Annotated in this window: 27 protein-coding genes and 4 tRNA genes; 24 read left to right on the top strand and 7 right to left on the bottom strand. The window is 70.3% G+C overall.

The window, feature by feature from the left end; translation table 11 throughout:
- Positions 1–5: 5 nt before the first annotated feature.
- From ACZ4Z4_RS29685 to ACZ4Z4_RS29720, 8 genes are all read left to right on the top strand, one after another.
- Positions 6–653, top strand: a complete 648-nt coding sequence (locus tag ACZ4Z4_RS29685; protein WP_468334244.1) for an NADH-quinone oxidoreductase subunit J family protein — start codon at positions 6–8, stop codon at positions 651–653.
- Positions 653–1,051 (top strand): NADH-quinone oxidoreductase subunit NuoK, encoded by a 399-nt coding sequence (gene nuoK, locus ACZ4Z4_RS29690; protein ID WP_468333980.1) that lies wholly within the window; start codon positions 653–655, stop codon positions 1,049–1,051. The genes ACZ4Z4_RS29685 and nuoK overlap by 1 nt, the downstream gene beginning before the upstream one ends.
- The gene (locus ACZ4Z4_RS29695) at positions 1,048–3,057 is read left to right on the top strand and encodes an NADH-quinone oxidoreductase subunit 5 family protein (RefSeq protein ID WP_468333983.1); all 2,010 of its coding nucleotides are present in this window, start codon (positions 1,048–1,050) and stop codon (positions 3,055–3,057) included. Before nuoK ends, ACZ4Z4_RS29695 begins: the two co-directional genes overlap by 4 nt.
- Before the next feature lie 6 nt (positions 3,058–3,063).
- Positions 3,064–4,659: an NADH-quinone oxidoreductase subunit M gene (locus tag ACZ4Z4_RS29700; protein WP_468333986.1), complete on the top strand. Its 1,596-nt coding sequence runs from the start codon at positions 3,064–3,066 to the stop codon at positions 4,657–4,659.
- Positions 4,656–6,188, top strand: coding sequence for an NADH-quinone oxidoreductase subunit N (locus ACZ4Z4_RS29705; RefSeq protein ID WP_468333989.1), 1,533 nt, complete (start codon positions 4,656–4,658; stop codon positions 6,186–6,188). Before ACZ4Z4_RS29700 ends, ACZ4Z4_RS29705 begins: the two co-directional genes overlap by 4 nt.
- A gap of 183 nt (positions 6,189–6,371) precedes the next feature.
- Positions 6,372–7,235, top strand: coding sequence for a zinc metalloprotease HtpX (htpX, locus tag ACZ4Z4_RS29710; protein WP_468333992.1), 864 nt, complete (start codon positions 6,372–6,374; stop codon positions 7,233–7,235).
- Complete coding sequence (locus ACZ4Z4_RS29715) at positions 7,232–7,627, top strand: YccF domain-containing protein (protein ID WP_398300146.1); 396 nt, start codon at positions 7,232–7,234, stop codon at positions 7,625–7,627. The genes htpX and ACZ4Z4_RS29715 overlap by 4 nt, the downstream gene beginning before the upstream one ends.
- Positions 7,628–7,932: 305 nt before the next feature.
- Positions 7,933–8,469, top strand: a complete 537-nt coding sequence (locus ACZ4Z4_RS29720; RefSeq protein WP_468333995.1) for an SMI1/KNR4 family protein — start codon at positions 7,933–7,935, stop codon at positions 8,467–8,469.
- Between the two features lie 37 nt (positions 8,470–8,506).
- On the opposite strand, the gene ACZ4Z4_RS29725 is transcribed toward ACZ4Z4_RS29720, so the two are convergent.
- Entirely contained in the window at positions 8,507–9,772 is a 1,266-nt protein-coding gene (locus tag ACZ4Z4_RS29725; protein ID WP_468333998.1) for an APC family permease, read from the bottom strand.
- Positions 9,773–9,875: 103 nt separating this feature from the next.
- Between ACZ4Z4_RS29725 and ACZ4Z4_RS29730 the strand changes: the two genes are divergently transcribed.
- Entirely contained in the window at positions 9,876–10,142 is a 267-nt protein-coding gene (locus ACZ4Z4_RS29730; protein ID WP_362994366.1) for a GlsB/YeaQ/YmgE family stress response membrane protein, read from the top strand.
- A gap of 149 nt (positions 10,143–10,291) precedes the next feature.
- On the opposite strand, the gene ACZ4Z4_RS29735 is transcribed toward ACZ4Z4_RS29730, so the two are convergent.
- Positions 10,292–10,780 (bottom strand): YajQ family cyclic di-GMP-binding protein, encoded by a 489-nt coding sequence (locus ACZ4Z4_RS29735; protein ID WP_223776178.1) that lies wholly within the window; start codon positions 10,778–10,780, stop codon positions 10,292–10,294.
- Between the two features lie 196 nt (positions 10,781–10,976).
- Between ACZ4Z4_RS29735 and ACZ4Z4_RS29740 the strand changes: the two genes are divergently transcribed.
- Positions 10,977–11,058: transfer RNA gene (locus tag ACZ4Z4_RS29740), tRNA-Tyr, on the top strand.
- 75 nt (positions 11,059–11,133) lie between these two features.
- Here the strand turns inward: ACZ4Z4_RS29740 and ACZ4Z4_RS29745 are convergent.
- Complete coding sequence (locus ACZ4Z4_RS29745) at positions 11,134–13,851, bottom strand: NACHT domain-containing protein (RefSeq protein WP_468334001.1); 2,718 nt, start codon at positions 13,849–13,851, stop codon at positions 11,134–11,136.
- 286 nt (positions 13,852–14,137) lie between these two features.
- Here ACZ4Z4_RS29745 and ACZ4Z4_RS29750 point away from each other — a divergent pair, with 286 nt between their 5' ends.
- Positions 14,138–14,350, top strand: coding sequence for a hypothetical protein (locus ACZ4Z4_RS29750; protein WP_362994372.1), 213 nt, complete (start codon positions 14,138–14,140; stop codon positions 14,348–14,350).
- Positions 14,351–14,401: 51 nt separating this feature from the next.
- On the opposite strand, the gene ACZ4Z4_RS29755 is transcribed toward ACZ4Z4_RS29750, so the two are convergent.
- The gene (locus tag ACZ4Z4_RS29755; RefSeq protein WP_468334004.1) at positions 14,402–15,058 is read right to left on the bottom strand and encodes an SDR family oxidoreductase; all 657 of its coding nucleotides are present in this window, start codon (positions 15,056–15,058) and stop codon (positions 14,402–14,404) included.
- A 129-nt stretch (positions 15,059–15,187) separates the two neighbouring features.
- Entirely contained in the window at positions 15,188–16,483 is a 1,296-nt protein-coding gene (locus ACZ4Z4_RS29760) for an amidohydrolase family protein (protein WP_468334007.1), read from the bottom strand.
- A 245-nt stretch (positions 16,484–16,728) separates the two neighbouring features.
- On the opposite strand from ACZ4Z4_RS29760, the gene ACZ4Z4_RS29765 reads away from it, so the two are divergent.
- The 8 genes from ACZ4Z4_RS29765 (at position 16,729) to ACZ4Z4_RS29800 (ending at position 21,516) form a co-directional block, all read left to right on the top strand.
- A tRNA-Thr gene (locus ACZ4Z4_RS29765) sits at positions 16,729–16,801 on the top strand.
- A 48-nt stretch (positions 16,802–16,849) separates the two neighbouring features.
- Positions 16,850–16,922 (top strand) — tRNA-Met (locus ACZ4Z4_RS29770).
- An 88-nt stretch (positions 16,923–17,010) separates the two neighbouring features.
- Positions 17,011–17,175, top strand: coding sequence for a 50S ribosomal protein L33 (gene rpmG / locus ACZ4Z4_RS29775; protein WP_004571794.1), 165 nt, complete (start codon positions 17,011–17,013; stop codon positions 17,173–17,175).
- 86 nt (positions 17,176–17,261) lie between these two features.
- A complete protein-coding gene (locus ACZ4Z4_RS29780) occupies positions 17,262–17,714 on the top strand; it encodes an FAS1-like dehydratase domain-containing protein (RefSeq protein WP_468334010.1) in 453 nt (150 codons plus the stop codon).
- Between the two features lie 4 nt (positions 17,715–17,718).
- Positions 17,719–18,147, top strand: coding sequence for a MaoC family dehydratase (locus ACZ4Z4_RS29785; protein WP_362994382.1), 429 nt, complete (start codon positions 17,719–17,721; stop codon positions 18,145–18,147).
- A 163-nt stretch (positions 18,148–18,310) separates the two neighbouring features.
- Positions 18,311–18,868 (top strand): TetR/AcrR family transcriptional regulator, encoded by a 558-nt coding sequence (locus ACZ4Z4_RS29790; protein ID WP_468334013.1) that lies wholly within the window; start codon positions 18,311–18,313, stop codon positions 18,866–18,868.
- Positions 18,869–18,947: 79 nt separating this feature from the next.
- Positions 18,948–20,390 carry a DHA2 family efflux MFS transporter permease subunit gene (locus tag ACZ4Z4_RS29795; RefSeq protein WP_468334016.1) on the top strand — a complete coding sequence of 481 codons (1,443 nt, stop codon included), beginning with the start codon at positions 18,948–18,950 and terminating at the stop codon, positions 20,388–20,390.
- Positions 20,391–20,460: 70 nt separating this feature from the next.
- Positions 20,461–21,516 carry a UDP-N-acetylmuramate dehydrogenase gene (locus ACZ4Z4_RS29800; protein WP_468334019.1) on the top strand — a complete coding sequence of 352 codons (1,056 nt, stop codon included), beginning with the start codon at positions 20,461–20,463 and terminating at the stop codon, positions 21,514–21,516.
- On the opposite strand, the gene ACZ4Z4_RS29805 is transcribed toward ACZ4Z4_RS29800, so the two are convergent.
- Positions 21,506–22,534: an adenosine deaminase gene (locus ACZ4Z4_RS29805; protein ID WP_468334022.1), complete on the bottom strand. Its 1,029-nt coding sequence runs from the start codon at positions 22,532–22,534 to the stop codon at positions 21,506–21,508. The two genes, ACZ4Z4_RS29800 and ACZ4Z4_RS29805, sit on opposite strands and share 11 nt — an antisense overlap.
- A 143-nt stretch (positions 22,535–22,677) precedes the next feature.
- Positions 22,678–23,904, bottom strand: a complete 1,227-nt coding sequence (locus tag ACZ4Z4_RS29810; RefSeq protein WP_362994392.1) for a pyridoxal phosphate-dependent aminotransferase — start codon at positions 23,902–23,904, stop codon at positions 22,678–22,680.
- Between the two features lie 181 nt (positions 23,905–24,085).
- Between ACZ4Z4_RS29810 and ACZ4Z4_RS29815 the strand changes: the two genes are divergently transcribed.
- The 5 genes from ACZ4Z4_RS29815 to rplA all read left to right on the top strand — a co-directional run bounded on the left by ACZ4Z4_RS29815 (position 24,086) and on the right by rplA (position 26,950).
- Positions 24,086–24,158 (top strand) — tRNA-Trp (locus tag ACZ4Z4_RS29815).
- Between the two features lie 107 nt (positions 24,159–24,265).
- On the top strand, positions 24,266–24,553 hold the full coding sequence (gene secE / locus ACZ4Z4_RS29820; RefSeq protein ID WP_468334025.1) for a preprotein translocase subunit SecE: 288 nt from the start codon (positions 24,266–24,268) through the stop codon (positions 24,551–24,553).
- A gap of 77 nt (positions 24,554–24,630) precedes the next feature.
- A complete protein-coding gene (gene nusG, locus ACZ4Z4_RS29825) occupies positions 24,631–25,518 on the top strand; it encodes a transcription termination/antitermination protein NusG (RefSeq protein WP_468334028.1) in 888 nt (295 codons plus the stop codon).
- Positions 25,519–25,703: 185 nt separating this feature from the next.
- The gene (gene rplK, locus ACZ4Z4_RS29830) at positions 25,704–26,138 is read left to right on the top strand and encodes a 50S ribosomal protein L11 (RefSeq protein WP_030782612.1); all 435 of its coding nucleotides are present in this window, start codon (positions 25,704–25,706) and stop codon (positions 26,136–26,138) included.
- A gap of 89 nt (positions 26,139–26,227) precedes the next feature.
- Positions 26,228–26,950 (top strand): 50S ribosomal protein L1, encoded by a 723-nt coding sequence (gene rplA, locus ACZ4Z4_RS29835; RefSeq protein WP_125514461.1) that lies wholly within the window; start codon positions 26,228–26,230, stop codon positions 26,948–26,950.
- Positions 26,951–26,988 lie beyond the last annotated feature (38 nt).

Here is a 26,988-nt window from a genome sequence, read left to right on the forward strand (position 1 = left end):
TGCACATCGCCGCCGACACACACGGCTTCGCCGCCGAATCACACAGCCTCGCCGCCGAAACACACGGCTTCCTCTCCCCGACGGGCGTCGAGATCGCCTTCCTCCTGGTCGGCCTCGTCACGCTCGGCGCGGCGGTCATCACGGTCACGACCAAGCAGCTGGTGCACGCCGCCCTGTGGCTCGTCGTCGCGCTCGGCGGCCTCGCCGTCGAGTACCTCCTGCTGACCGCCGAGTTCATCGCCTGGGTGCAGGTCCTCATCTACGTCGGTTCCGTGGTCGTCCTCCTCCTCTTCGGGCTGATGCTCACCAGGGCGCCCATCGGCCGCTCCCCGGACGCCGACTCGGGCAACCGGCCGGTCGCGCTCGCGGTGGCCGTCACCGCTGCCGCCGCCCTGGTCTGGGTCGTCGTGGACGCGTTCCGCACCACGGTGATCGACCTGGACGGCGCCGCCCAGGGCTCCACCGCCGTGACCGGCTCGGTCCTCTTCCGGCACTGGGTGCTCCCCTTCGAGGCGCTCTCGGTCCTCCTCCTCGCCGCCCTCGTCGGCGCGATCGTCCTGTCCCGCAAGAACGCCGCTTCGAAGGCCGCGTCGAACGCCGCGTCGAAGGCCGCGTCGGATGTCCGGGCCACAGACCGGGAGGAGAACAACTGATGCACCTCCACCTCGCCTATCCCGCCGTCCTCGCCGTCCTCCTCTTCAGCGTCGGCCTGTACGGCGTGCTCGCCCGGCGCAACGCGATCCTCGTCCTGATGTCCGTCGAGCTGATGCTCAACGCCGTCAACCTCAACCTGGTCGCCTTCGACGTCTGGCTCCGCGACTCCCTCCACGCCGGCCAGGCCCTGACCCTCTTCGTCATCGCCATCGCCGCCGCCGAGATCGGCATCGGCCTCGCGATCGTCCTGGCGGTCTACCGCAACCGCGGCAGCTCCGCCGTCGACGAACTCCGCGACACCGCCGAGACCACCGCAGAGGCCGCCGCCGAAGAGCCCGACCCCGCACAGCAGCCGCCGTCGGCGCAGACGTCGAAGAAGGCTGAGGCCACCGCGTGACCACGACCACCCTCGCCGTCCTCGTCCCCCTCCTTCCGTTCCTGGGCGCGTCCGCGGGTCTCCTCCTCGGCCGCCGCGTCCCCGGCCTCGTCCGGCCCCTCGCGGTCCTGCCCACCCTGACGGCCCTCGTGCTCGCCGTGCTCGTGGCGGCCCGGCAGGGCGGCGGCACCGGCTCCGGCAAGGCCCCGGTCGACGCCGCGACCGAGCTCACCCCGACCGGCTCGGTCCCCATCGAGCTCGCCCTGCACATCGACGGCTTCGCCGCCCTCGTCGCCGTCCTGGTCGCCGTCGTCGCGTCCTGCGTGCAGATCTACTCGACGGGTTACCTCCGCGACGACCCGCGCTACCCCTCGTACGCCGCTCTCGTCTCCCTCTTCACCTCCGCGATGCTGCTCGTCGTCTACTCCGGCGACCTGATGGTGCTCCTGGTCGGCTGGGAGATCATGGGCATCTGCTCGTACTTCCTGGTGGGCCACTACTGGGAGACCCCCGAGGCGCGCGCCGCCTCCCTGAAGGCCTTCCTCGTCACCAAGCTCGGTGATGTCCCCTTCCTGATCGGCCTGTTCGCGCTCGCCGCCGACACGGGCTCCTTCCGCGTCACGACGATCCTCGCGACGGTCACGGACGGCGGTCTGGACCACCCGACACTCATCGCCCTGCTGCTCCTCGCGGGCGTGGCGGGCAAGTCGGCGCAGTTCCCGCTGCACACCTGGCTGCCCGACGCGATGGCAGGCCCCACACCCGTCTCCGCGCTGATCCACGCCGCGACGATGGTCGCCGCCGGCGTCTACTTCGTGGCCCGGCTCCTCCCCGTCTTCGCCGCGTCCGCCGCGGCCCTGGTCGTCCTCGCCGTCATGGCCGCCGTCACCATGGCCGGTTCGGCCCTCGCCGCGCTCGCCCAGGACGACATCAAGCGCGTCCTCGCGTACTCGACGATCGGCCAGCTCGGCTACATGACCGGCGCCCTCGCCGTCGGCGACCGCGGAGCCGCCGTCTTCCACCTCCTGTCCCACGGCGCCTTCAAGGCGCTGCTGTTCCTCACCGCGGGCGTGCTCATCCACGCCGCCGGCACCAACTCGCTGGCCGCCATGTCCCGCATGAAGGGCCTGCGCGACCGCGTCCCCGACGCCTACTGGACGATGACCGTGGCGCTCCTCGCGCTCGCCGCGATCCCGCCGTTCAGCGGCTTCTTCTCCAAGGAGGCCGTGCTCGGCGCCGCCGAGCACACGGCCACGGGCCACGCCGGGTCCGCGCCCACTGCGGCGGGCTGGATCGTCCTCGTCGCCGGTCTGCTCACCGCCCTCCTCACCGCCGCGTACGCGACGCGGCTCTGGCTGCTCGCCTTCAACGGCAGGGGAGCGGATGCCCCCGACCACGGGAAGCAGCCCGTCGCCATGACCGCTGTGCTGTGGGTGCTCGCCGTCCCCTCTCTCGTCTTCGGTCTGGCCGCCGGCGTCCTGCCGGACTGGTTCGACGGCCACTCGCTCGCCCCGACGCTCACCACCTCCGTCCTGGGCACGGGCCTCGCGCTGGTCGGCGGCCTGGTCACCTACGGCGCGTGGCGCCACACCATGGCGCTCACCGCCCGCGTCCCGATGGGCGCGGTCGCCGCGACCCCGGACGGCGAGGGCTCCCAGGTCGAGGCGGAGGCCATCGCCACCCACGCCCCCGCCTACGGAGACGTGGCCTCGGCACCGGACCCGGCCGACCCCGGCCGCCTGCTGCTCGGCCCGCTGCACCGGCACGCCGCCGCCGGCTTCCACCTCGACGCCGTCTACACCGCCCTGTTCGTGCGCCCCGTCCGGGCCGCCGCGGGACTCGTCCGCTTCCTCGACCGTGAGGTCGTCGAGACGTACGTGCGCGGCGCGGGCGCCGCACCCCGCTGGCTCGGCGTGGCCGTCCGCCGCGCACAGACCGGCAACGTGCAGACCTATCTGAGCGCGCTGCTCGCAGGCACGGTCGTCCTGGCCGTCGCCGCCGTCCTCGTCGCCACCGCCGGAGCGTGAGCAGCCGTGATCGGTATCAGTGAGTCCGTGATGCAGTTTCTTCTGGCGTTGATCGTCGTCGGCCCGCTCATCGGCGCCGTGGCCGCCCTGCTGCCGGCCCCGCCCGGGCTGAAGGGAAAGTCGCCCGACCAGGCCGTGCTGCGCCACGGTGTGACCGTGACCGGCGTGATCCTCATCGCCGCGATCGTCCTCGCGCTCGGCTTCGACCACGACCAGCCGTCGAAGATGCAGGCCACGACCGATATCAGCTGGATCCCCGCACTCGACGTGCGCATCCATCTCGGCATCGACGGCATCTCGCTCCCCCTTCTGGTCCTGACCGCGCTGCTGACGTTCCTCTGTGCGCTGTACTCCTACTTCAAGCTGCCTGCGGGCCCGTCCCCCAAGGCGTTCGTCGCGCTGATCCTGATGCTCGAGTCCGGCACTCTCGCGACCTTCGCCGTCCTCGACCTGCTGTTGTTCTTCCTGGCGTTCGAGATGGTGCTCATCCCGATGTACTTCCTCATCGCCCGCTGGGGCGGTGAGCAACGCACGCAGGCCGCCTGGAAGTTCATCCTGTACACCCTGCTCGGATCCGTCGTCATGCTGCTGGGCCTGCTCCTCATCGGGCTCAAGTCCGGCACATTCGACATGGTGGCACTCGCCACTGACAACGGCCGTGACCTGACCACATCCGTGCAGGTCATCGCCGTTCTGGCGATCGGGATCGGGCTCGCGGTCAAGACGCCGATGTGGCCGTTGCACAGCTGGCTGCCCGACGCCCACACCGCCGCGCCGACCGTCGGCTCGGTCCTGCTGGCCGGCGTGCTGCTGAAGATGGGTACGTACGGGTTCGTCCGGATCGTCCTGCCCATCGCCCCCGACGGAATGCGGGAGTTCGCGCCGTACCTCGCGGCCTTCGCGGTCGTCGGGATCATCTACGGATCCCTGGCCTGCCTCGCGCTCGCCAAGCAGGGCGCGAAGGGCGACCTCAAGCGCCTCATCGCGTACTCGTCCGTCGGCCACATGGGCTTCGTCCTGCTCGGCATCTCCACGATGAGCCCGACCGGAGTGAACGGCGCCCTGTTCGCCAACATCGCCCACGGCCTCATCACCGGCCTGCTCTTCTTCCTCGTCGGCGCGCTGAAGGACCGCACCGGCACCACCGACCTCGACTCCCTCGCCCAGGAGTCCGGCGCCGCGCTCTACGGCAAGGCCCCCCGCCTCGGCGGCCTCCTCGCCTTCGGTGCCGTCGCCTCCCTCGGACTGCCGGGCCTCGCCGGGTTCTGGGGCGAAATGCTCGCGCTGTTCGGCGCGTTCGAGCCCGCTTCCGACCTCAGCCGGCCCGCCTTCCTCACCTTCATGGCCATCGCCGCCTTCGGCACCCTGCTCACCGCCGCGTACATGCTCATCGTCGTACGCCGTGTCTGCATGGGCCCGATGCCGCAGACCACCACGGCCGACGAGCCCGCCCCCAAGGCCCTCGCCGACGTCCACGGCTACGAATTCGCCGCCTGGACCCCGCTCGTCGCCCTCACCGTCCTCGCCGGACTCTGGCCCGCGGCTCTCCTCGGCCTGACCGACCCGGCCGTGCAGAAGCTCCTCACTGGAGGCAAGTCGTGACCGTGGCCGCCGAAAGCGCCGCCAGCCTCGTCCAGTCCGTCGACTGGCTCGCGATCGCGCCGCCGACCATCGCCGCGGTCGTCGGCCTCGTCGTACTCGTGGCCGACCTCTTCGTGAAGGACGGCAAGAAGGCGCTCCTCGGCTGGTTCTCCGTGGCGGGCCTGGCCGCGGCCGCGCTCTCGCTGCTGCCCCTCCTGGACGACGACCGCTCGACCTTCTGCCTGACCGGCGAGGGCCCGCACGCGTGCAGCTACACCGCCGACCGCTTCACCCTCGTCATCCAGCTCCTCGTCCTCGGCGGCGCCCTGCTCGCCGCCCTGCTCTCCATGAGCACCCTCAAGGACTCCGGCGACGAACTCCCCGAAGGGGAGTTCTGGTTCCTGCTGCTCTCCTCCGCGGCGGGCGCCGCCCTGCTGCCCGCCTCGCGCGACCTCGCGACGCTCATCGTCGCCCTCGAAGTCGCGTCCCTGCCGGCGTTCGCCCTCGTCGGCCTCAGGCGCGGCGACAAACGCTCCTCCGAAGCGGCCCTGAAGTTCTTCCTCTCCTCGGTCACCGCGACCGCGGTGAGCCTCATGGGCGTGAGCTTCGTGTACGCGGCGACCGGCACCCTGCACCTCACGGAGATCGCCACCGAGCTCCAGGAAGTCGACGGACAACTCCACACGCTCGCCCAGACCGGCGTCGCGCTCACCCTCGTCGGCTTCGCCTTCAAGGTGGCCGCCGTGCCCTTCCACTTCTGGGTGCCGGACACCTACGTGGGCGCGCCCCTGCCCGTCGCCGCCTACCTCTCCGTCGTCGGAAAGGCCGTCGGCTTCACCGGCCTCATCCTCGTCACCGTCGTCGCCTTCCCGTCGTACGCGGACGTGTGGGGCCCCGCGCTCGCCGTCCTCGCCGCGCTCACCATGACCGCGGGCAACGTGGCGGCCCTGCGCCAGCAGTCCACGCGCGCGTACAGCGCGGTCCGCCTCCTCGCCTGGTCCTCGGTCGGCCAGGCCGGATACCTCCTGGTCCCGATCGCCGCCGCCGGGTACGCCGACAACGAGGCCGCCGCCGAGAAGGCCATCGGCTCCACCGTCGCGTACGCCCTGATGTACGCCGCCGTGAACCTCGGCGCCTTCGCCGTGGCCGCCCTCGTCGGCCGCACACAGCGCCTGAACCGCGTCAGCGACTACCGCGGCCTGTACGCGCGCAGCCCCCTCGCCGCCCTCGTCCTCGGCTTCTTCCTGCTCTGCCTGGCGGGACTGCCGCCCGGCATCATCGGTCTCTTCGCGAAGGTCACCGTCTTCTCGGCCGCTGTCGACGCGGGCCTCGGCTGGCTCGCCGTGGTCATGGCCGTGAACGTGGTGATCGCGCTCTTCTACTACCTCCAGTGGACGGCGCTCCTGTTCCGCGCCCCGGAGGGGGAGCCGGTCAAGCACCGCGTCCCCGCCCCGCTCACGGCGGCCATCGCGCTGACGGCGGTCCTCGGGATCGCGCTCTCCGGAGCGCCCCAGCTGGTCCTGAGGTTCTCGGACACCGCCCTGTTCTGACGGCCCGCTCCGGCCGGGCGCCCCGGTCGGCCCCCGCCGTCACCCGCGCGGCCTACACCGCTCATGCGTGCACAAGGGAACTAGTGCTCCCCGCCTGGCGTTGACCAGTACGGGAGGGTCCACTGAACAGTGGAAGCACCAGTCAGCAGAGGGTTCCCCCACGCACCACCAGGAGGGCGTACCGTGCACCGCCGGCACAACGGGTTGAAGACCGCCGTACTCCTCGGGGGACTGTCCGCGCTCATCCTTGTCATCGGCAGTTTCTTCGGGCGTACGGGTCTGGTCGTCGCGCTCTTCGTAGCGCTCGCCACCAACGCGTACGCGTACTGGAACAGCGACAAGCTCGCCCTGCGCGCCATGCGGGCCCGCCCGGTGAGCGAATTCGAGGCCCCCGAGCTGTACCGCATGGTCCGCGAGCTCTCCACCCAGGCCCGCCAGCCCATGCCCCGCCTGTACATCTCGCCCACCGAGGCGCCGAACGCGTTCGCGACGGGCCGCAACCCGCGCAACGCGGCGGTGTGCTGCACCGACGGCATCCTCCGCCTCCTCGACGAGCGCGAGCTGCGCGGCGTCATCGGCCACGAGCTCAGCCACGTCTACAACCGCGACATCCTGATCTCGTCGGTCGCGGGCGCCCTCGCCTCCGTGATCATGTTCCTGGTCAACTTCGCCTGGCTGATCCCCGTCGGCCGGTCGAACGACAATGAGGGCCCCGGCATCTTCGGCATGCTCCTGATCATGTTGCTCGGCCCGCTCGCGGCCTCCGTCATCCAGCTCGCGATCAGCCGCTCCAGGGAGTACGAGGCCGACGCGTCCGGCGCGCAGCTCACCGGCGACCCCCTCGCCCTCGCGAGCGCCCTGCGGAAACTCGACGCGGGCACCAAGCAGTTGCCGCTGCCTCCGGAGCCCCGCCTCGAGACGGCGAGCCACATGATGATCGCCAACCCCTTCCGTCCGGGGCAGGGCATGTCCAAGATGTTCTCCACACACCCGCCGATGGCGGAGCGCATCGCCCGGCTCGAGCAGATGGCAGGTCGCCACCAGTGAAGACAATCCTGAACGTCATATGGCTCGTCCTCTGCGGCTTCTGGATGTTCCTGGCCTACCTGGTCGCGGGTGCGATCCTCTGCGTCACGATCATCGGCATCCCGTTCGGTCTGGCCAGCTTCCGCATCGGCCGCTATGCGCTGTGGCCCTTCGGCTACACCACGGTCGAGCGCCGCGACGCGGGCGCGCCCTCCTGCGTGGGCAATGTGCTGTGGCTGCTCCTCGCCGGCTGGTGGCTCGCCCTCGGCCACATCTTCACCGGCATCCTCCTGTGCGTCACGATCATCGGCATCCCCCTGGGCATCGCCAACTTCAAGCTGATCCCGGTCTCCCTGCTGCCCCTCGGCCGCGACATCGTCCGTACCGACCAGCCGTTCGCCGCGCGCTACTGAAGCGGGTGCACTCCGGTGCGGCAGCCGAGGTATGCCCTCACCGCGTACGACCCCGAAGCCGCGCCGCACGACGAGATCTGGGCGTACTGCGCGGACGCGGAGCACCTCGACGCGGACGGCCGGTGCCACTGGCTGACCGTCGCCCGTCGCCACGCAGGGCACCTCGCCCCCCTTCGAGGAGCTCCTCGCCCTCCTCGCACGGATGGCCATCGAAGTCGTCCTGACCTGAAGTGGCTCGGCCCACCGACCCAGTACGGAGGGACGGGCCCGGCCCGATTGTCAGTGCCGTGGTCCACCATGAACCCATGAACGACAGCGAGCAGTTGCTGGCCCGTGTCGCCACCGAGGCGCGCGCCACCCGCCCCTGGGGCTGGGACTCCCTCCCCGCCCCCGTGGACGCGGCGACCCTGGCCCGGGCGGAGGCCTCCCTGGGCTTCACGCTGCCGCCCTTGCTCGCCGCGCTCTACACCCGCATAGGCGACGGCGGTTGGGGCCCGGAGTACGGCTTGTTGCCCCTGCTCGAAGGCAAGTCGTCAGGAGGCGAGCCGGCCGTCGTCGAGGAGTACTTCACGATGCGCGGCTCCGAATGGGGCTGGCCCGAAGGCGTCCTGCCGATATCCCACTGGGGCTGCGCGATGTACGCGTGCGTGGACTGCCGCACCGACGACGCGCAGGTCCTGCTCTTCGAGCCCAACGGCGGCGACCCGCGGCACGCCTGGTTCATCGACTCCCCGGACCTCACGACGTGGCTCACCGCATGGCTCGACGGCACGGGCTGGTACGAGGAGGACAACGACGACCTGGAACTGCCGGCTTGGGAGGACGCCCGCACGCGCGCGTGAGGCACCCTTCCTGCGGCCTTCCCCCAGGGAACCGCCTTCAGCCGTCAGAACCCCCGCCGTCGTTCCGGCCCCGCATCCGCCCCCGCACCCCATAGGCGACGACACCCACTGCCAGCACCAGCACCCCGGCCACCACCGAGGACACCGGCAGGGCGAACGCCAGCGTGACGCAGCCGATTCCGCCCACCAGCGGCACGACACGCGCTGTCGGCTTCGAACTGAGCGTCCACGCCGACGCGTTGGCGACCCCGTAGTACACGAGCACTCCGAAGGAGGAGAAGCCGATCGCCCCACGCACATCCACCGTCGCCGCCACCACCGCGACCACGGCCCCGACGGCGAGCTCCGCGCGGTGCGGCACCCTAAAGCGCGGGTGCACGGCCGCGAGAGCCCCCGGCAGGTGCCTGTCCCGCGCCATGGCCAGCGTGGTCCGCGACACGCCGAGGACCAGCGCGAGCAGCGAGCCGAGCGCCGCCACCGCCGCGCCCGCCCGTACCACCGGCACGAGCCCCGGCGCCCCCGCCGCACGCGCCGCCTCCACCAGCGGCGCCGACGCACCGGCGAGCCCGTCGGAGCCCAGTACGGTCAGCGCGGCCACCGCCACGGCCGCGTAGACGCACAGCGTGATGCCCAGGGCGAGCGGGATCGCCCGCGGAATGGTCCGCGCGGGATCCCGCACCTCCTCGCCGAGCGTCGCGATCCGCGCGTACCCGGCGAAGGCGAAGAACAGCAGCCCGGCTGCCTGCAACACCCCGCCGAACCCGTCCGAGAGCCCCACGTCGAGGCGCCCGGCGTCGGACGCCCCCGACCCCGCGCAAGCGGCCACGACGGCCGCCAGCACGGCGAGCACCACGGCGACGATCCCGCGCGTCAGCCACGCCGACTTCTGCACGCCCACATAGTTGACGGCGGTCAGCAGCACGACGGCTCCGACGGCCACCGCGTGCGCCTGCCCGGGCCAGAGATACGCCCCCACGGTGAGCGCCATCGCCGCGCACGACGCCGTCTTGCCGACGACGAACGCCCAGCCCGCCAAGTAGCCCCGGAACGCCCCGAGCCGCTCCCGCCCGTAGACGTAGGTCCCGCCCGACGCGGGATAGCGGGCGGCGAGCCGCGCCGACGACATCGCGTTGCAGTACGCCACCACGGCGGCGAGGCCGAGGCCGATCAGCAGCCCCGAGCCGGCGGCTCCGGCAGCCGGCCCGAGAGCCGCGAAGATCCCTGCACCCATCATCGACCCGAGGCCGATCACCACCGCGTCGAAGACGCCGAGCGTCCGCCGGAGCTCCGCCTGTTGTGTCATACGCCGCACCCTACGGATCACCGCAACCGCGACTCTCCGTAGAGACGTCCTTCAGGGCAACAGCGCACAAAAGCTCACCGCGCGAGAAAGGCCGGGTCACCGCATGGGCATCATCAGCTGGATCGTTCTGGGACTGCTGGCCGGAGCCGTCGCCAAACTGCTGCTGCCCGGCCGAGACCCGGGCGGCTTCATCGGCACGACCGTCATCGGCATCGCCGGCGCCTTCATCGGCGGCTGGATCTCCGCCCGCTACCTCGACCACCCCATCGCCGACGACTTCTACGACGGCGCCACCTGGGCGGCGGCGATCGGCGGCTCACTGGTCCTGCTGGTCGCGTACCGCATCCTCTTCGGCCACTCACGGCGTTGAGCGGCCGTTCCCCGATCTGCGGCCAGCAGCAAGGGCGGGCACCCCATCCGGGGTGCCCGCCCTCCGTAGTTCAGGCCGTCGCTCGTACGACAGTGGACCACCGCGACAGTGGACCACCGGCAGAAGCGCCGGCAGGAGTACCGGCAGAGCTACCGGTAGTTCACGAATTGCAGCGCAAAATCGAAGTCCTGCCCCTTGAGCAGTGCCTGCACGGCCTGAAGGTCGTCCCGGCTCTTCGAGCTGACCCGCAGCTCGTCACCCTGCACCTGCGCCTTGACGCCCTTGGGGCCCTCGTCGCGGATGATCTTGGCGACCTTCTTCGCGTTCTCCTGGGAGATGCCCTCCTCGATGGAGGCGAAGATCTTGTACTCCTTGCCGGACAGCTGCGGCTCGCCCGCGTCCAGCGCCTTCAGTGAGATGCCGCGCTTGACCAGCTTGGACTGGAAGACATCGAGGATCGCCTTGACCCGCTCCTCGCCGCTCGCCTCCATCAGGATCTTCTCGCCGGACCACGAGATCGAGGCGCCCGTGCCCTTGAAGTCGTAACGCTGCGAGATCTCCTTGGCGGCCTGGTTGAGGGCGTTGTCGACCTCCTGCCGCTCGACCTTCGAGACGATGTCGAAACTGGAGTCGGCCATGTCCTGTGGCTCCTTGTATCGGGGTATGCGTACTCAGCGGTTACACGGCCGACTGACGCTGGCCGCATCCGCAAAGCCTAGCCACCACCCCCGCGCGGGGTGCCGCTCAATCGGGTGGCGAAGCACCCCTGTGCATCAGGTATCGTTTACGTCGTTGCCACGGAGCGACGCGAAAGCGGAGCTTGGCGACAAACCCGGCGGTGTGCCCGAGCGGCCAAAGGGAGCAGACTGTAAATCTGCCGGCTCAGCCTTCCCAGGTTCGAATCCTGGCGCCGCCACATGAAGGTAAACCCCCTCCGATCTGCGGAAACGCAGAGCGGAGGGGGTTTCTTCGTAGAGGGCGGCGTGGCTGTTCAGACCGGGCTGACCGTGCCGAGACGTCCCCGTACGACCTTCGTGGACTCCGGCAGCAGGTGGGCGCCGACAAGAGCGGTGCCTTCGGGGACACGCAGAGTGAGCAGGGAACGCACCCTCTCCAGGGTGCTGAGGTCGATGCTCGGCTGGAGTGTCTCGATCGTGAGCTCGCACAGCTTGGGGAAGAGGCCCAGCCACTCCCAGGTGGGTCCCATGTCCGCCTCGAGCCACAGGTGGGTGAGGCGCTGCCCCGGGCACATGGCGACGAAATCGTCGACAGTGAACTCGCCCGCGATCCTGATGCGGGAGCGGCCGCCGAAGCTGCGCAGCGCACGCAGTTCGTTCAGGTTCGACACGGGGAAGTAGAGGCCGTCCTCGGCGAGGTGCGCGACCACCTCCTGGCCGTAGAGCTCGGTGTCGTACCGCCCCCACGCCTGGGCGAGTTCGTTGCGTACGCGCAGGTCGGGGTGGTTGCGGTACAGGGCGAGCAGCTCGATCGCGGCATAGGTGGCGATGGGTGTGGCGGTCAGCACGGTGAAGTACGCCTCGTCCGCCACGGCTCGGTGGGCGGCTTCCGCCGCGGCGGCCCTGGCCTTCTGCTCTTCCGTGGCGAACGGGCCCGGGTCGTTCGGGCGCGCGGGCAGCTCCCGGGGGCCGGACAGCAGTTCGATGACTACGGGGCCGATGGCCGCCAGGGCACGCGCCTGGTCCGGCGAACGCGGCGGGATGAGGGCCGCGGCCCGCTCCTGCACCTCGGCCCGCACCGAGGGGGCGAGCTCGGTCGCGTGCTCCAGGCAGGCGGCCGCGAGGAGGTGCAGCCGGTCCAGGCTCTGGCGCGAGGTGTCCTGGCGCCTGATGAGGCCGGTGAGGAGGTACGTCCGCTCGGTGGGCCGCGCATGGGCGACGGCCATGCGGATGACGTCCTCCCACTGGTCCAGGTGCGCGTTGGCGATGAGGAAGTCGAAGTCGAGCCCTTCGACCGCCGCCTTGGCCCCGAGGTAGTCCTGAAAGGTCCGGTGGACGAAATCCATGGAGTCCGCACTCGGTTCCCGGAGCAGACCGCTGCGGACGAGCAGATGCCGGTAGACCTCCTCCGGCGTGCCCTGTTCGGCGACCTTCGGCATGGCCGGCAGGACCTGGCCCAGGAGTTCCACCGCGTCGGTGCGGTTCATCTCGGAGCGGCCGTTGCGGATCATCCAGTAGGCCAGTTTCTGGATGAGCTGGATGTGCTCGGCCTCGCTGATGTGGATGGGCCCGGACTTGTTGACACCCCGCTCACGGTCGCGCCGGAAGAGCAGCATGGACAGGGCCGCGTCGTAGATCTCCTTGCGGCCCTCGGGCAGGAAGCCGCGGCGGTCCTGGTGCAGGGCGCAGATCAGGCCGCACATCAGCGGATTGATCGCGAGCCTGCTCAGGTCCTCCTGGGCGCGGACCGCGCGCAGGAGCTCGGTGGCGTACTGGTCACTGATGCCGGCCGCCTTGTGCCACCGCTGAATGAACTCCGCGATGTTGGCCCTGTTCATGGGGGCGAGGTCGAGCTCGGCGAAGTCGTCCTCGGTCAGCCAGCGTTCCCGTACGGCCGAGGGCCGGGAGGTGACGAGCCAGCGGTTGTCGGGGTAGGCGCTGAGGAGCTCCCGGAGCCAGCGACGGGCGTCGTTGCGGTCGTCCTCGGGTACCTCGTCGATGCCGTCGATCAGGATGAGCCCGCGGCCCGCCTGTAGCACCCGGTCGATCCAGCCGTGCGGCTGGCTGCCGGCGATCGGGCAGTCCACCGCGGCCAGGAAGCCGTCGGGAGTGGGCAGAGGGGCGCCACCGCGGGTCAGGGTGCGCAGGGGGAGGACGAACGGGACGACTCCGTAGAGATACAGCAACTGTTCGTCCAGCGACTTCTTCGCCGTGGTCACCGCCAGCCACTGGATGAGGGTGGTCTTTCCGGAGCCGGCCGCACCCCTGAGGAGTACGCGGTTACGGCCCGCGAGGACGTGGTCGGCCGAGACCACACTGGGAGTGGCGCTGAGCGCGTCGGCGGCCGCGTCCAGCCTGAGATACGCCACGTCGAGCCGCCAGCTCTCCGGAGCTCCGGAGAGGTCGAGGCCGAAGATGCTCAGCTTGCCGTGCTTGGCCGCGATGTAGTGCGCATACCGCTCCTCGAACGGGCCGTCCGCCGGGGAGGGTGACCGGGTGATCAGGGAGTCGATCTTGCGGGTCAACTCCTCCAGGGCGCGGCTCTGTTCGAGCAGGGTGCGGGCCACGAAAGTGGACCGCTGGGTGAAGAAGTTCAGGATGTGCAGGCACGCGGTGTCCAGCACGCCGGCGTGCAGCGTGACCGCGTCGTGGGACAGGCCGAGCGTCGCCGTCCGGTTCTGGGCGCGCAGGTGCCGGGAGAGCTCCAGATGGCCGAGCCGCACGGCCTGCACATCGTCCATGTCAAGTGTGCCGAGGGTGCGCAGGGAGTCGGTGACGGCGTGGATGACGGCCTGCTTCTCGAAGGAGGGCAGCAGCTCTTCCACGCCGGTCGAGTGGGCGGCTCGCTTGACCAGCTCCTCGGCGATCTTGTGCAGATCCTTGTCGGAGAGCGTCCGCTTCTCACCGCGGAACGAGACGAGTCGCGACACCCGGACGGGACTGTCGACCAGGTCGGCCCCAGGGCCTTCGGACACGAACAGCTTCCTGATCAGCGGGCCCACGATGCTCGACGCGAGCCGGGCTCCGATCACGGCGGGTTCCATCAGCCCAGCCCTCCGAGGCATTCCGCGCGGCCCGAACCGCCGATCGTCTTCGCGGCAGGATAGGGCTGAGCCCAGGAGGGAACGGCCAACTTCGCGTTAACTTCCCCCAGTTGAGGCACCACTCCTTGACCCGCGGGAACGCCGGAGGGCGGAGCGTTCGTACGTACTTTCGGAGCGTCCGAACGGCATGCGATCGTGGCGTGTGGTGACAGGTGGCGGCGTGTGTGACACATGGCAGCCCCGGGCGCCCGCGCCGGCCGGGCACACTGATCGCATGTCCTCCCGTCGCAGAAACTGCCCGGAGTGCCGCCGCGAGATCGCTGTCGTCGGCGGCCGGTTCGCCCGCCACGACCCGCCGGGCCCGCGCGGCACCGGCGACCTGATCTCCTGCCCGGGGTCCCGCAGGCAGGCCCCGTTGGGAGCCGCACAGGCGGCTCTGGACGGCTATGTGGTCCCCGACCACCCCGGACAGCTCCCGCTGTTCTGAGCGGGCCTCAGAAGCCGTTCTGGGACCGGCCGGACAGCTAAGCCTGCGCCCTCAGTTGCCCGCGACCGACTTGACCGCCACCGACACCGGCACGGAGCCGCTGACCAGCTCCAGCGTCAGCCCGGCCGTCGCCGGGGTCTCCAGGAGCTCCGCGAGCACCGCGGCGACGTCGTCCCGCGGGACCGGCCCGCGTCCGGTCGACGCCTCCAGGCGTACGAGACCGGTGCCCGCGTCGTCCGTCAGCATCCCGGGACGCAGGATCGTCCAGTCCAGGGCGGCACGCGCGCGTACGTTCGCGTCCGCCTCGCCCTTGGCCCGCAGGTAGGCGTCGAAGACCTCGTCGCCCTGGTGCCCGGGATCGGCGCCCATCGACGACACGACGATGTAGCGCCGCACTCCGGCCCGCTCCGCCGCGTCCGCGAAGAGCACGGCCGCGCCGCGGTCCACGGTGTCCTTGCGGTCGACGCCGCTGCCCGGCCCCGCGCCCGCCGCGAAGACCGCCGCGTCGGCTCCGCGCAGTCGCTCGGCCACCTCGTCGACCGACGCCGACTCCAGGTCGCACAGCACCGGTTCAGCACCCGCTTCGCGCAGATCCGCCTCGTGATCGGGGTTGCGGATCACCCCGGCCACCTCGTCACCACGCGCGGCGAGCAGACGCTCCAGCCGCAGCGCGATCTGACCATGACCCCCAGCGATGACAATGCGCATACTCCCGACCGTACGACAGGGCGGACGAGAGCGCTCAACGCGCGCGTGGGGGGCCGGTAGTGCGGCAGTGAGGCCACGCGTGCGTGCAGGCTGTCCCAGCACCCCCGCGCGCGGGAGCCCGTCCAGCCCTCAGGAGGACGCCTCGTCACCCTTCGGGCGGCCGGGCGCCGCCTCCGTCGACCGTCCCTGCCGCGGCAGGTCCAGCGCCACCGCCACGGCGGAGTCGCAGTACTCGCGCACCGCGCTGGTCCGCGCCACGACGCGCCCCCCGTGCACCACGATCCGGCTGTACGCGAGCGACAGCGCCCCCGCGAGCCGGTCGCCGCGCACGGCGAGCAGTTCCGCGGGGAAGCCCGCCTCCACCCGCACCTCGGGCAGACCCATGGCCGCCCGCGCAGCCCCGCTCACCGCTCCGTAGGCGTCCTCGGGCCGCAGCCTGAACCCCGTGGCCAGCAGATACGCGGCCTCCAGCGGATCGCCGCGCCCCACCGGGTTCGACACGTCCCGCAGGGCCCCGCTGCCCGCGGCGACCCGCACCCCGGCCGCACGCAGCAGCCGCACGGGCGCCGTCCTGCGCCGTTCCGCGCTCCCGCACCCGCCCTGCGGCAGGCACACCACCGTCACCCCGGACGCCGCGAGCTGCTCGGCGGTGCGCGAGGCCACGTCCGTGGGCAGCCGTCCGAGGCCGCCGCACGGCCCGACCGTCACCCCGGCCCGCACCCCGGCCGCCATCGCCGCGAGCCGCCCGAGCCGGGCCGGGTCGTCACCGTCCGTGTGCAGGTCGACGGGGCACCCGTGCTCCGCGGCGATCTCCAGGACCGCCTCCGTGTAACCCGTCGGGTCGGGGTCGAGATCAGGACAACCGCCCACTACGGAGGCGCCCATCTTCACCGCGTCGCGCAGTATCGCGAGCCCGTCGGCGCCGGCGACGCCGGTCAGCAGCCGCGGTACCGCGACGGTCGTCATGTCGACCAGCCCCCGGAGCGAGCGCCGCGCCTGCAACACCGCCTCCATCGGGCCGAGCCCCTGCACGTCACCGATCCGCACGTGGGAACGGACCGCCGTGGCGCCGTGCCCGAGCTGCAACAGGGCCGCCTCGGTGGCCCTGCGCTGCACGTCGGGGACGTCGTACGAGACCGGCCCCACCGCGTCCGCCGACAGCGCCGTGTCGCCGTGCGTGTGCGGCTCCGCGGGCGCCGGCAGCAGGAGGTAGCCGTCGAGGTCCACGCGCGCGGCGTGCGAGGTCAGGCTGCCGGCTGTGCCGACCGCCTCGATGCGCCCGCCGCCGAGCCGGACGTCGACGGTCCGGCCGTCGGTGAGCCGGGCTCCGCAGAGCAGCAGGGCCCCGGGATCGTCCGCGGGGCCGGAACCGGACGGTCCGGGGGCGCCGGAGGAGTGGGGCTGCTGCGGCTGGCTGTCGGGCATCGCGCTCCTGGGGCTCGGGGGACGGCTGCAGTCGTTTCGAGGCGGCAAGATCACGCAGCGCGCGTCGAGCCTAGGACGGCGAAAGGCCCGCTTCGAGGAGGAGCGGAATAGTCGTACCGGTGTGGTGCGAGTAGCCGCACGGGGCGCTCACAGACGCCTGAGACGGGCCGGCCGACGTCCTGGGGCAGCCCCGGCGAAACGGATTTGGGCGATCGGCGACCAACCGTGTAATGTCTTCATCGCTCGCCCCAATAGCTCAGTCGGTAGAGCGTCTCCATGGTAAGGAGAAGGTCTGCGGTTCGATTCCGCATTGGGGCTCTGATGTCGAGTGATCCTCGCTTTCGGGCGAGGAGATCACGGCATCGCAGCGGTGTAGCTCAGTCGGTAGAGCAAGCGGCTCATAATCGCTGTGTCACCGGTTCAAGTCCGGTCACCGCTACTCCTGGTAGCCGATTGTGGGGTCGGTCCTTCGATCGGCTACTCTTTTATGCGTTCATCCGTCCATCCGTCCGTCAAGGAGCACTCACGTGGCTGCCACCGACGTCCGCCCGAAGATCACGCTGGCCTGCGTGGAGTGCAAGGAGCGGAACTACATCACCAAGAAGAACCGGCGTAACGACCCGGACCGACTGGAGATGAAGAAGCACTGCCCGCGCTGCAACGCGCACACTGCGCACCGCGAAACGCGCTAAACACAGGCTCGTACACGAGGCCGTCCCCGTTGTTCGGGGGCGGCCTCGCGTCGTTTACGAAACCAACCGCAGGAGGTGCCGAGCCCATGGCGCTCGACCAGTCCTTCGTGGGGCGGTCCTATCCCCCCACTGATCCTTATGAGGTCGGCCGGGAGAAGATCCGTGAGTTCGCCGAAGCGGTGGGAGACGCCAATCCCGCCTACACGGACACGGAGGCCGCCAAAGCGCTCGGTTACCCCGATGTGATCGCTCCGCCCACTTTTGTGTTCGCGATCACATTCAAGGCGGCGGGTCAGGTCATCGAGGACCCGCAGCTGGGTCTCGATTACAGCCGCGTGGTGCACGGCGACCAGAAGTTCGCCTACAGCCGCCCGGTGCGCGCGGGTGACCGGCTCACGGTCAGCTCGACCATCGAAGGCATCAAGTCGCTCGCGGGCAACGACATCCTGGACGTCCGCGGCGAGGTCCACGACGAGGCGGGCGAGCATGTCGTGACCGCCTGGATCAAGCTCGTCGCGCGCGCGGCAGAGGGGGCGTGAAGCGATGACGGCGAAGATTTCCTACGACGACGTCGAGGTCGGCACCGAGCTGCCGGCCCAGAGCTTCCCGGTGACCCGCGCCACACTCGTGCGGTACGCGGGCGCCTCCGGTGACTTCAACCCGATCCACTGGAACGAGAAGTTCGCGGTCGAGGTCGGCCTCCCCGACGTCATCGCCCACGGCATGTTCACCATGGCCGAGGCGATCCGCGTCGTCACCGACTGGCTGGGCGACCCCGGGGCGGTCGTCGAGTACGGTGTCCGCTTCACCAAGCCCGTCGTCGTCCCGAACGACGACAAGGGCGCCACCATCGACGTCAGCGCCAAGGTCGCGGCCAAGCTGGACGACAACCGCGTGCGGGTCGACCTGCTGGCGAAGAGCGGCGACCAGAAGGTCCTCGGCATGTCGCGGGCGGTCGTACAGCTGGCCTGACGGCTGGCGAGGCTCTACGTAGACGTATGTAAGGGGCGCCCTGCAACTGGGGGTGCCCCTTACGCGTATCCGCAGAGCAGCCCACCCGCCCGCCTCGGCGGCCCGCTGCTCAGCCCGCTGCCCGCCCTTGACCGCTTAGTGATTGGCCACTAACTTACTCCGCATGGTCAGGATGAGCGCAGAAGAGCGGCGCGAGAGCGTCGTCCGTGCGGCGATGGTCGAGTTCGCCCGCGGGGGCTACCACGGCACGTCCACCGAGGTGATCGCCAAGCGGGTGGGTGTCTCGCAGCCGTACCTCTTCCGCCTCTTCCCGGGAAAGCAGGCCATCTTTCTCGCCGCGTCCGGGCGCTGCTGCCAGGAGGTCACCGAGGTCTTCCGGAAGGCGTCCGAGGGGCTGGAGGGGGAGGAGGCGCTGCACGCCATGGGTGAGGCCTATCAGGCGCTCATCGCCGACGACCCGGACAAGCTCCTCATGCAGATGCAGATGTACGTCGCCGTGGCCTCCGCGGAGGCGTCCGGCGACCGGGAGTTCGGCGACGCGCTGCGGGCCGCCTGGATGGAGATGTACGACACGGTGCGCCTCGCGCTGGGCGCGGACGTCGAGGAGACGACGCAGTTCCTGGCGTACGGGATGCTGATCAACGTCCTGGTGTCGATGGGATTCACGCCTGATCACCGGGTGTGGACCGGCTTCTACGATTCGGCGCAGCCCAAGGCGTGAGCGGGCGGGCCGACGGCGGACGCTTTTCCGTGACCGCGAAAGTTAGTCATCAATAACTAACCTCACAGGGGGGAAGGCAATGTCACAGCAGACAGCAGAGCAGCGCAGGGGAGCGGTCTGGGCCCTCGTCATCACCAGCGTCGCCGGATTCATGGCCGCACTCGACAACCTCGTCGTCACCACCGCCCTGCCCTCCATCCGTAAGGACCTCGGAGGAGCGCTGCACGACCTGGAATGGACGGTGAGCGCCTACACCCTCACCTTCGCCGTGCTGCTGATGTTCGGCGCGTCCCTGGGTGACCGGTTCGGCCGCCGGCGACTCTTCATGGTCGGCCTCTCGATCTTCACCGGTGCCTCCGCCGCCGCGGCGCTCGCGCCGGGTCTCGACGCGCTGATCGCCGCCCGCGCGGTGCAGGGGGTCGGCGCCGCGATCATGATGCCGCTCACGCTGACCCTGCTGACGGCGGCGGTACCACCGGCCAAGCGCGGCATGGCCTACGGCATCTGGGGCGCCGTCAACGGCCTGGCGGTCGCGGGCGGGCCGCTGATCGGCGGCAGCCTCACCGAGCACGTCTCCTGGCAGTGGATCTTCTGGCTGAACGTCCCGCTCGGTCTCATCGTGCTGCCCCTCGCACGCCTCCGCCTCACCGAGTCGTACGCCCGCGGCGCCCGTCTCGACATCGCGGGCACCCTGCTCGCCAGCGGTGGACTCTTCGGAATCGTGTACGCCCTGGTGCGCGGCCCCATCGACGGCTGGTCCAGTGCCACCGTCCTCGTCAGCCTGGGGGTGGGCATCGCGCTGCTCGGCGGCTTCGTCCGGCACGGCATTCAGCACAAGGCGCCGATGCTGCCGATGCGCCTCTTCCGTAGTCGTGCGTTTTCCGGGATCAACGCCGCGAGCCTGCTGATGTTCCTCGGGATGTTCGGCTCGATCTTCCTGCTCAGCCAGTACATGCAGAACGTCCTCGGCTACTCGCCGACCGAGGCCGGGCTGCGGATGCTGCCCTGGACCGGCATGCCGATGCTCGTCTCGCCGCTCGCGGGCTATCTCTCCGACCGGTTCGGCGGCCGTCCAGTGGTCGCTGCCGGGCTGTTCCTCCAGGCTGTCGGTCTCGCGTGGTACGCCGTCGTGGTGGCGCCCGACGCCACGTACGGCGCGCAACTGCCCGCCCTGATCATCAGCGGCCTCGGCATGTCCCTGTACTTCGCCCCGGCCTCCAACCTGGTCATGTCCAGCGTCCGTCCGCAGGAGCAGGGCATCGCCTCCGGGGCCAACAACGCGCTGCGCGAGGTCGGCGGCGCCCTCGGCATCGCCGTGATGTCCTCGATCTTCTCGGCGCAGGGCGGCTACGGCTCCGGACAGGACTTCGTGGCCGGTCTGGAGCCCGCGCTCTGGGTCGGTGCCGCGGTGGTGGCCCTCGCGGCGGTGGCCGCGCTGGTCATCCCCTCCCGCGGGAGGACCGGCATGTCCGCCCCGGGGACGTCGAAGGAGCCGGAGGAGAGCGAGCTCGTCGCCGCCTGACGCCTCATCCCGAAGTCCGCGAGAACGGCCCCGCCCTGACCGGCGGGGCCGTTCTCGTACCCTTGAGCACGTGCAGGAACTCCACGATGCCCCGCTCGCCCCGCTGACCACCTTCCGGCTCGGCGGTCCCGCGACCCGTCTGATCACCGCGACGACCGACGCCGAGGTGATCGCCGCCGTCCGGGAGGCCGACGACTCAGGAACGCCGCTGCTGCTGATCGGCGGCGGCTCGAACCTCGTCATCGGCGACAAGGGCTTCGACGGCACCGCCCTGCGCATCGCCACCCAGGGCTTCGCGCTCGACGGCACGAAGCTGGAGCTGGCGGCCGGCGAGATCTGGACCGACGCCGTCGCGCGGACCGTCGAGGCCGGCCTCGCGGGCATCGAGTGCCTTGCCGGAATCCCCGGCTCCGCGGGCGCGACGCCGATCCAGAACGTGGGGGCGTACGGCCAGGAGGTCTCGTCGACCATCACCGAAGTGATCGCGTACGACCGGAAGACACGGGAAACGGTCGAGATGACGAACGCCGAGTGCGACTTCTCGTACCGGCACAGTCGTTTCAAGGCCGACCCCGACCGGTTCGTGGTGCTGCGGGTGCGCTTCGAGCTCGAGGACGCGCAGGGGATGAGCGCCCCCATCAAGTACCCGGAGACGGCGCGCACGCTCGGTGTCGAGGCGGGTGACCGGGTCCCGGCCGCGGTGGCCAGGGAGACCGTCCTGAAGCTCCGCGCGGGCAAGGGCATGGTGCTCGACCCCGAGGACCACGACAGCTGGTCCGCGGGCTCCTTCTTCACCAACCCGATCCTCACCGAGGAGGAGTTCGCCGCCTTCCACGCGCGCGTGGCGGACCGCCTCGGCCCGGACGTCACCCCGCCCACCTTCCCGACGGGCGACGGCCGCGTGAAGACCTCCGCCGCCTGGCTCATCGACAAGGCCGGCTTCACCAAGGGCTACGGAGAGGGCCGTGCCCGGATCTCCACCAAGCACACCCTCGCGCTCACCAACCGCGGCGGCGCGACCACCGAGGACCTCCTCGCCCTGGCCCGCGAGGTCGTCGCCGGGGTGCGCGACGCCTTCGGGGTCACGCTGGTCAACGAACCGGTGACGGTGGGCGTCAGCCTGTAGGGGCGGTCAGCCAGTCGTCGATCCCGGCCAGCAGCTTGTCCCGCACGTCGGCGGGCGCGGCCGAGCCGCGGACCGACTGCCGTGCCAGCTCGGCCAGCTCGGCGTCGGTGAAGGCGTGGTGCTGCCGCGCGATCTCGTACTGCGCGGCCAGCCGCGACCCGAAGAGCAGCGGGTCGTCGGCGCCGAGCGCTATCGGCACCCCGGCCTCGAACAGCGTCCGCAGAGGCACGTCCTCCGGCTTCTCGTAGACCCCCAGGGCCACGTTGGACGCCGGGCACACCTCGCACGTCACGCCCCGATCCGCGAGCCGCTTCAGGAGCCGCGGGTCCTCCGCGGCCCGCACCCCGTGCCCGATCCGCGTCGCGTCCAGGTCGTCCAGACAGTCCCGCACCGACGCGGGCCCCGTCAGCTCACCGCCGTGCGGCGCCGCCAGCAGACCGCCGTCCCGCGCGATCGCGAAGGCCCTGTCGAAGTCCCGCGCCATACCGCGCCGCTCGTCGTTGGAGAGGCCGAAGCCGACGATGCCCCGGCCCGCGTACCGCACGGCGAGCCGCGCCAGCGTGCGGGCGTCCAGCGGGTGCTTCATGCGGTTCGCGGCGACCAGGACGCGCATGCCGAGGCCGGTCTCCCGCGAGGCGCTCTCGACCGCGTCCAGGATGATCTCCAGGGCCGGGATCAGTCCGCCGAGCCGCGGCGCGTACGACGTCGGGTCGACCTGGATCTCCAGCCACCCCGACCCGTCCCGCAGATCCTCCTCCGCGGCCTCACGCACCAGGCGCTGAATGTCCTCCGGCTCGCGCAGACAGGAGCGCGCGGCGTCGTAGAGCCGCTGGAAGCGGAACCACCCGCGCTCGTCCGTGGCGCGCAGCTTCGGCGGCTCGGCGCCGGTCAGCGCCTCCGGAAGCCGTACGCCGTACTTGTCGGCGAGCTCCAGCAGGGTCGCGGGCCGCATCGACCCGGTGAAGTGCAGGTGCAGATGGGCCTTGGGCAGCTCTCTTACGTCTCGTACACGCTCCATTGGAGGATCTTGCCGTACGCACGTGGCGCGCCGGTAGCGCCTTTCCCCCTTCGGGCCCTCTCCCGAACGAAGAAACGGGCCGCCTCCCCGCAGAGGGGAGACGGCCCGCACGCGCGCGTGGAGCGCGAGAACTCACCAGGGCGTCAGTCGCGGGCCTCGGCGAGCAGCTTCTGGATCCGCGAGACGCCCTCGACGAGGTCCTCGTCGCCGAGCGCGTACGAAAGACGCAGGTAACCCGGCGTCCCGAAGGCCTCGCCCGGCACGACCGCGACCTCGGCCTCCTCCAGGATGAGCGCGGCCAGCTCCACGGAGTCCTGCGGGCGCTTGCCGCGGATCTCCTTGCCGATGAGGCCCTTCACCGACGGGTACGCGTAGAACGCGCCCTCGGGCTCGGGGCAGACGACGCCCTGGATGTCGTTGAGCATCCGCACGATGGTCCTGCGGCGCCGGTCGAAGGCCTCGCGCATCTTCTCGACGGCGACCAGGTCACCGGAGACGGCCGCGAGCGCGGCGGCCTGCGCGACGTTCGACACGTTGGACGTGGCGTGCGACTGGAGGTTCGTCGCGGCCTTCACGACATCCTTCGGGCCGATGATCCAGCCCACTCGCCAGCCGGTCATCGCGTATGTCTTCGCGACGCCGTTGACCACGATGCACTTGTCGCGCAGCTCGGGGAGGATCGCGGGGAGCGAGGTGAACTTGGCGTCTCCGTAGACGAGGTGTTCGTAGATCTCGTCGGTCATGACCCACAGGCCGTGCTCGACGGCCCAGCGGCCGATCGCCTCGGCGTCGGCCTCGCTGTAGACGGCACCCGTGGGGTTCGACGGCGACACGAAGAGGACGACCTTCGTGCGCTCCGTGCGCGCGGCCTCCAACTGCTCCACGGAGACGCGGTAACCGGTGGTCTCGTCGGCGACGACCGGGACCGGCACACCGCCGGCGAGCCGGATCGACTCCGGATACGTCGTCCAGTAGGGCGCCGGGACGATGACCTCGTCGCCCGGGTCGAGGATCGCGGCGAACGCCTCGTAGATGGCCTGCTTGCCGCCGTTGGTCACCAGGATCTGGGACGCGTCGACCTCGTACCCCGAATCGCGCAGGGTCTTCGTGGCGATCGCGGCCTTGAGCTCGGGCAGGCCCCCGGCCGGCGTGTAGCGGTGGAACTTCGGGTTCTTGCAGGCCTCGACGGCCGCCTCGACGATGTAGTCCGGCGTCGGGAAGTCGGGCTCGCCGGCACCGAAGCCGATCACCGGGCGGCCCGCGGCCTTGAGGGCCTTGGCCTTGGCGTCGACAGCGAGGGTCGCGGACTCGGAGATCGCGCCGATGCGCGCGGACACCCGGCGCTCGGTCGGAGAAGTTGCAGCGCTCATCACCCCATCGTTCCAGACCCCGAACGGGCCCGGCGCGCGGGTTTCCAGGAGCGCCGGATCCCTTTCTGTTCGACGGGGCGCCGCTGAGCACGTACACTCACTGCTCGTTGGCCCTCACCGGCCGCTTCCTCTCGACGCACTCCGTGCACGTGGGCGGATGCGGTAGGTTGGGGGAAATCAAAGGGTCGTAGCTCAATTGGTAGAGCACTGGTCTCCAAAACCAGCGGTTGGGGGTTCAAGTCCCTCCGGCCCTGCTACACACTCCTTCGCCAGGATGTGTGCACATGTACGTACTGCATTGCACCGCCGTGCGGCTCAACCGGGCGCGGCACGGCCACGACCCGGAATCAGGTGAGGACGAGTGACGGACGCCGTGGGCTCCATCGACATGCCTGATGCCCAGGACGAGGCGCCGGAGTCGAAGAAGAAGTCCCGCAAGGGCGGCAAGCGCGGCAAGAAGGGCCCCTTCGGGCGTCTCGCGCTCTTCTACCGCCAGATCGTCGCGGAGCTCCGCAAGGTCGTCTGGCCGACTCGCAGTCAGCTCACGACCTACACCACCGTGGTGATTGTCTTCGTCGTCATCATGATCGGCCTCGTGACCGTGATTGACTATGGCTTCAGCAACGCCGTCAAGTACATCTTCGGCTGAGCCGAAAGCGAAGGGCGCCGTTCATGGCGCCCCTTTCGCGTGTTCCACCCCTCTGTATCCAGGAAGAAGCAGCCACCGTGTCTGACCCGAACCTGAACGACGCCGTTGAGCCTCGCGGAGAGGACGCGGAGTCCGTGGAGGACCAGCTCGACATCGTCGAGGCGGCGGACGCCGAGGAGCCGGACCAGGCCGAGGCTGCCGACGCCGCCGCCGGCGAGCCCGCCGAAGAGGCCGCGATCCACCTGGAGGGCGACGCCGAGGCCGTGGCCGAGTCCGACGAGGACGAAGCCGCTGCCGCCGACGCCGAGATCGACGAGGACGAGGCGCCCGAGGAGGAGGCCGAGCCGGTCGACCCGATCGTCGCCCTGCGCGAGGAGCTCCGCACCCTCCCCGGCGAGTGGTACGTCATCCACACGTACGCCGGTTACGAGAACCGCGTGAAGACCAACCTCGAGCAGCGCGCCGTCTCGCTCAACGTCGAGGACTTCATCTTCCAGGCCGAGGTGCCGCAGGAAGAGGTCGCCCAGATCAAGAACGGCGAGCGCAAGACGATCCGTCAGAACAAGCTCCCCGGCTACGTGCTGGTGCGCATGGACCTGACGAACGAGTCGTGGGGCGTCGTCCGTAACACCCCCGGTGTCACCGGCTTCGTGGGCAACGCCTACGACCCGTACCCGCTGACCCTGGACGAGATCGTCAAGATGCTCGCCCCGGAGGCCGAGGAGAAGGCCGCCCGCGAGGCCGCCGAGGCCGAGGGCAAGCCGGCTCCGGCCCGCAAGGTCGAGGTCCAGGTCCTGGACTTCGAGGTGGGCGACTCGGTCACCGTCACCGACGGCCCGTTCGCGACGCTCCAGGCGACGATCAACGAGATCAACGCCGACTCGAAGAAGGTCAAGGGCCTCGTCGAGATCTTCGGCCGCGAGACCCCGGTCGAGCTCAGCTTCGACCAGATCCAGAAGAACTAGCCCTCGCGGCTTCCTGAGCTTCCTCTGGACCACACACCTCCGACCAGGTCAGACGGGCTGCCAAAGCCGGTCTGACCTGCTCGGTTTTTAGCCGCGCGACTATACCCGTTATCGTTGTGCGGTATGCCTCCATCCGGATGACCGGATGGCCGGCTGAAAACTCTCACTAGGACCCGGAGAGAGCTATGCCTCCCAAGAAGAAGAAGGTCACGGGGCTTATCAAGCTCCAGATCCAGGCTGGTGCCGCCAACCCGGCCCCGCCGGTCGGCCCCGCGCTGGGCCAGCACGGCGTCAACATCATGGAGTTCTGCAAGGCCTACAACGCCGCGACCGAGTCGCAGCGTGGCTGGGTGATCCCGGTGGAGATCACGGTCTACGAGGACCGCTCCTTCACCTTCATCACCAAGACGCCGCCGGCCGCCAAGATGATCCTCAAGGCCGCTGGTGTCGAGAAGGGCTCCGGCGAGCCCCACAAGACCAAGGTCGCCAAGGTCACCGAGGCGCAGATCCGTGAGATCGCGCAGACCAAGATGGAAGACCTCAACGCCAACGACCTGGACGCCGCGTCGAAGATCATCGCCGGCACCGCCCGTTCCATGGGCATCACGGTCGAGGGCTGAGACTCCTCCCCCGTCTGACCTTTCTCCAGTGGTAGGGCCAAGCGCTGGCCCGCACCACGACTCCATACCTGAACACACCAGGAGCAGAAGTGAAGCGCAGCAAGACTCTCCGCGCTGCGGACGCCAAGATCGACCGGGAGAAGCTGTACGCCCCGCTCGAGGCCGTCCGTCTCGCCAAGGAGACCTCCGCGACCAAGTTCGACGGCACCGTCGAGGTCGCCATGCGTCTGGGCGTCGACCCGCGCAAGGCCGACCAGATGGTCCGTGGCACCGTGAACCTCCCGCACGGCACCGGCAAGACCGCCCGGGTCCTGGTCTTCGCGACCGGTGACCGTGCTGCGGCCGCGGAAGCCGCTGGCGCCGACATCGTCGGCTCCGACGAGCTGATCGACGAGGTCGCGAAGGGCCGCCTGGACTTCGACGCCGTCGTCGCCACCCCGGACCTCATGGGCAAGGTCGGCCGCCTCGGCCGCGTGCTCGGTCCGCGTGGTCTGATGCCGAACCCGAAGACCGGCACCGTCACCCCCGACGTCGTGAAGGCTGTCAACGACATCAAGGGCGGCAAGATCGAGTTCCGCGTCGACAAGCACTCGAACCTGCACTTCATCATCGGCAAGGTGTCCTTCGACGACACCAAGCTGGTGGAGAACTACGCCGCGGCCCTGGAGGAGATCCTCCGTCTGAAGCCGTCGGCCGCCAAGGGTCGCTACATCAAGAAGGCCGCCATCACCACCACGATGGGCCCCGGCATTCCGCTCGACTCGAACCGCACCCGCAACCTCCTCGTCGAGGAGGACCCGGCCGCCGTCTGAAACTGACGGCAACCGCGTCGCGTACGCGTTCTGTGGAC

This window comes from Streptomyces sp. NPDC030245, from assembly GCF_055572995.1.

What these genes read in the sequence shown, in the direction of transcription:
- nuoK (WP_468333980.1), top strand. Translation starts at nt 653, where the DNA reads ATGCACCTCCACCTCGCCTATCCCGCCGTCCTCGCCGTCCTCCTCTTC.
- ACZ4Z4_RS29720 (WP_468333995.1), top strand. Translation starts at nt 7,933, where the DNA reads ATGAACGACAGCGAGCAGTTGCTGGCCCGTGTCGCCACCGAGGCGCGC.
- ACZ4Z4_RS29725 (WP_468333998.1), bottom strand. Translation starts at nt 9,772, where the DNA reads ATGACACAACAGGCGGAGCTCCGGCGGACGCTCGGCGTCTTCGACGCG.
- ACZ4Z4_RS29730 (WP_362994366.1), top strand. Translation starts at nt 9,876, where the DNA reads ATGGGCATCATCAGCTGGATCGTTCTGGGACTGCTGGCCGGAGCCGTC.
- ACZ4Z4_RS29735 (WP_223776178.1), bottom strand. Translation starts at nt 10,780, where the DNA reads ATGGCCGACTCCAGTTTCGACATCGTCTCGAAGGTCGAGCGGCAGGAG.
- ACZ4Z4_RS29750 (WP_362994372.1), top strand. Translation starts at nt 14,138, where the DNA reads ATGTCCTCCCGTCGCAGAAACTGCCCGGAGTGCCGCCGCGAGATCGCT.
- ACZ4Z4_RS29755 (WP_468334004.1), bottom strand. Translation starts at nt 15,058, where the DNA reads ATGCGCATTGTCATCGCTGGGGGTCATGGTCAGATCGCGCTGCGGCTG.
- ACZ4Z4_RS29760 (WP_468334007.1), bottom strand. Translation starts at nt 16,483, where the DNA reads ATGCCCGACAGCCAGCCGCAGCAGCCCCACTCCTCCGGCGCCCCCGGA.
- ACZ4Z4_RS29780 (WP_468334010.1), top strand. Translation starts at nt 17,262, where the DNA reads ATGGCGCTCGACCAGTCCTTCGTGGGGCGGTCCTATCCCCCCACTGAT.
- ACZ4Z4_RS29785 (WP_362994382.1), top strand. Translation starts at nt 17,719, where the DNA reads ATGACGGCGAAGATTTCCTACGACGACGTCGAGGTCGGCACCGAGCTG.
- ACZ4Z4_RS29790 (WP_468334013.1), top strand. Translation starts at nt 18,311, where the DNA reads ATGGTCAGGATGAGCGCAGAAGAGCGGCGCGAGAGCGTCGTCCGTGCG.
- ACZ4Z4_RS29795 (WP_468334016.1), top strand. Translation starts at nt 18,948, where the DNA reads ATGTCACAGCAGACAGCAGAGCAGCGCAGGGGAGCGGTCTGGGCCCTC.
- ACZ4Z4_RS29805 (WP_468334022.1), bottom strand. Translation starts at nt 22,534, where the DNA reads ATGGAGCGTGTACGAGACGTAAGAGAGCTGCCCAAGGCCCATCTGCAC.
- ACZ4Z4_RS29810 (WP_362994392.1), bottom strand. Translation starts at nt 23,904, where the DNA reads ATGAGCGCTGCAACTTCTCCGACCGAGCGCCGGGTGTCCGCGCGCATC.
- rplK (WP_030782612.1), top strand. Translation starts at nt 25,704, where the DNA reads ATGCCTCCCAAGAAGAAGAAGGTCACGGGGCTTATCAAGCTCCAGATC.